Here is a 2,925-nt window from a genome sequence, read left to right as displayed (position 1 = left end):
GCGAGCCAATTCGCGATGGCGGCGTCGTAGGCGGCGGTTCGCGCATAGGCCTTCTGGGCGAGGCGGCGCCGGGTGCGCTCGCCGAGCGACCCGCCCTGGGCTTCGAGTTCGGCGAGCACGGCGGCGTAGTCGCCCACGTCGACCACGACCGCGACGTCGACGTGGTTCTTCGAGGCGGCGCGGATCATGGCCGGACCGCCGATATCGATGTTCTCGACGCAATCGTCGTAGCCGGCGCCCTTCGCCACCGTCTCCTCGAAGGGATAGAGGTTGACCACCAGCAGGTCGATCGCGCGGATGCCGTGGGCGGCCAGCGCCGCCTGATGCTCCGGGTTGCCGCGCACGGCGAGCAGTCCGCCGTGGATGCCGGGGTGCAGCGTCTTCACGCGACCGTCCATCATCTCGGGAAAGCCGGTGAGGTCGGCGACCTCCGCGACGGTGAGCCCGGCCGCGCGCAGGGCCTTGTGCGTCCCACCCGTGGAGACCAGCGCGATGCCGAGGCGGTCGAGGGCGGTGGCGAACTCGACGAGGCCGGCCTTGTCGGAGACGGAGAGGAGTGCGCGGTTAACCCGCACCTGGTCATGCGACATGGCGTTTCGTCCGGGGCAAAATACGAAGGAACTGCGACGATGGAACTCGTGCGCGCCTACCACGAAATGGTGCGCTGCGGCCAGCCGCCCGTCAGCCGCCCGGATTCTGGGACCGGGCGAAGCCCCAGCGGACGCGGGTATCGTCCGCGACGGAGAGGTAGATCACGATCTGATCGGTGCGCCGTGCGCCGGTGAGCCCGGCGAAGTAGACGCTCTCCTCCAGGGCGATCTCGCCGCCCTCGGCACCGAAGTGCCAGACCTCGCCGATGGGCAGGCTGAGCTCGATGCGGCCGTCGTCCAATCCGCGCGCCGCGATGGCCGGGTGCAGGTGGAAGCGGACCGCGACCTCCTGGCGCCGGACCTTGCCGCGCTTCGGGCCCACGCTGCGCACGAAGGCGTCCTCGCCCTCGAGCACCTGGCCACTGGCCGCGAGGCGCCAGCGGCGCTCGTGGATCACCCCGAAATCGTGGGCATATCCGTCGTGGCGCGCGGCCAGGATGCTGGCACCGTCCTCGCTGGTCCGCTCCGACTTCACCGCGCGGGGCCCGCGCAGGATCACCGGGCCGATCCGGTGCGAGAGCCAACGCACCGCCCAGCGCTCGTACCAGGCGCCGCCACCGACCAGGAACCGGCAGGAGGAAGTGTCGGCGACGGTCGCGGTCGAGTGGGCGGCGGTGCTGCGGGCCAGCCGGCGCAGTTCCGGGCCGCTCGCCGGCAATCCGCAATTGATGACGATGCGCTGCGGGCCGCTCGACATCTCGAAGGACAGGCAGCCGGCCCCGGCATTGATCGAATCGGGAAGGGGCGGCGGCGCGCCGACATCGGCCACCACGAGGACCCGGCCGCCTTCCATGCGCTCGTAGCCGGAATTCGGCGCGTGCATCATCGGCTGGGCCAGGGCGCCGTCATAGACCAGCAGCGTGGCCAAATGATCGGCGGCCGTCGCGCCCATGCCGTTGAAGTGGCTGAGCGAAGCATCGGGATGCCGGAGCAGCCTCAGCAGCGGCAGCATCCGGTCGATGGCATGCAGGAGGGCATCCGGCGGATCGACGCTGCGCGAGAGGAAGCTCTGGCGCAGGGGCAGCAGATCGAGGAGCAGCTCCATCGCGAAGCGCGGGTCGCGGCTGCGGTGGCCGCCGTCCCGCAGAATCTGCCGGTCGAGTTCGCGCACAAGGATGCGGGTGGAGCGCCGGAGGATGGGCTGGATGCCCTCGCAGCACAGGCCCGCATAGCAGAGGGCCACGGCGGCAAGGAGCCGGGTCTGGGGCGAGATGCCCCGGCGCAGGTCGCCCTCGAGTTCGCGGGCTGCCTTGCCGAGGGCCTTCAGAAAGGACTGGTAGAAGACGTGGTCCGCGCCCTCGAGCACCAGGGGAGACTGACACAGGAACGAGATGAGGCGCCGCGCCGCCACCGGCGTCGGCCGGGCGAGTGCGGTGTCGCCGCGTCCGGCGACGAAGTCGGCGACGAAGGCACGGGCATTGGCGCGCGCCAGCGCCGTGTCGGCGGCGCGCAGGTGGCGCAGCCAGCCGAAGCCGTAGAGGATGTCGGCCCATTCCTGCGAGGGCGGCGCGTAATCGAAGGGCGAGCGTCCGCTCACCGACAGCGAGCGCCCGGCGAACACGAACAGGCCGGCATAGATGTCGTCCGCGAAGGTGGCGTCGCTGGTGCGCAGGTCGTGCGGCGCGATCACGAGGCCGGTCACCCGGGCACGGGCGAGGATGTCGGGCCGGCCGGTCAGGCGCGCATAGGTATCGCGCACGGACCGCGTGATCTCGCGCCCGATGAGCCGGTAGAAACGCCAGCGATCAGCTCCCCAGCGCACGCGTTCTCCCCTTCCGGCGCCGAGCCCGACCGCCGGATCTCACGCCGGATGCCGCTTCTCGAAGCGAGACCGTCGATCCGAGTGCGCGGTTAACCGCAAATCCGACGCTCCGTCCATGCTCGGACGCGCTCATTCGGCGGCTCCCGCCGACGCCGCGACCGTTCGCACTGGCTTGGGCGCCCTGGCCTCCGAGGCCCTGAGGGCTTTCCAGCTGTTGGGCTGCGCCACGAAGGCCCGGAGGGCGGCGGTGTTAGCGGCGGCCTCGTCCGGGGACAGGTCGGTTCGCGAGGCGGCCTCCGCATCGGCGAACTTGCCCTGGAGCCCGAGGACCAGCGCCAGGTTCTGCCGAACCCGCGCATCGGCTCGGGGCTGGGCGACCGCGCGGCGCAGGGTCTCCTCGGCCTGCGGCAATTGTCGGCCCAGCGCGTAGGACAGGCCGAGATTCGAGAGAATCAGGGGGTCGTCGGGCTGGATCTTCAGGGCCGCCTCGTAGAACCCCTGCGCGCGGGCATG

General features: G+C 71.2%; 1 protein-coding gene and 2 pseudogenes. All 3 read right to left on the bottom strand.

The genetic code is table 11. From position 1 onward, the window contains the following. Positions 1–590, bottom strand: a pseudogene (gene purH / locus K2X24_RS24400) (bifunctional phosphoribosylaminoimidazolecarboxamide formyltransferase/IMP cyclohydrolase); the annotation flags it as partial. A gap of 91 nt (positions 591–681) precedes the next feature. Beyond that, on the bottom strand, positions 682–2,412 hold the full coding sequence (locus K2X24_RS24395) for a heparinase II/III family protein (RefSeq protein ID WP_292498096.1): 1,731 nt from the start codon (positions 2,410–2,412) through the stop codon (positions 682–684). A 129-nt stretch (positions 2,413–2,541) separates the two neighbouring features. Next, positions 2,542–2,925 (bottom strand): annotated as a pseudogene (locus K2X24_RS24390) (hypothetical protein); the annotation flags it as partial.

Source organism: Methylobacterium sp., assembly GCF_019750675.1.
Lineage (GTDB): Bacteria > Pseudomonadota > Alphaproteobacteria > Rhizobiales > Beijerinckiaceae > Methylobacterium.
This window is presented reverse-complemented; position numbering and strand designations above follow the sequence as displayed.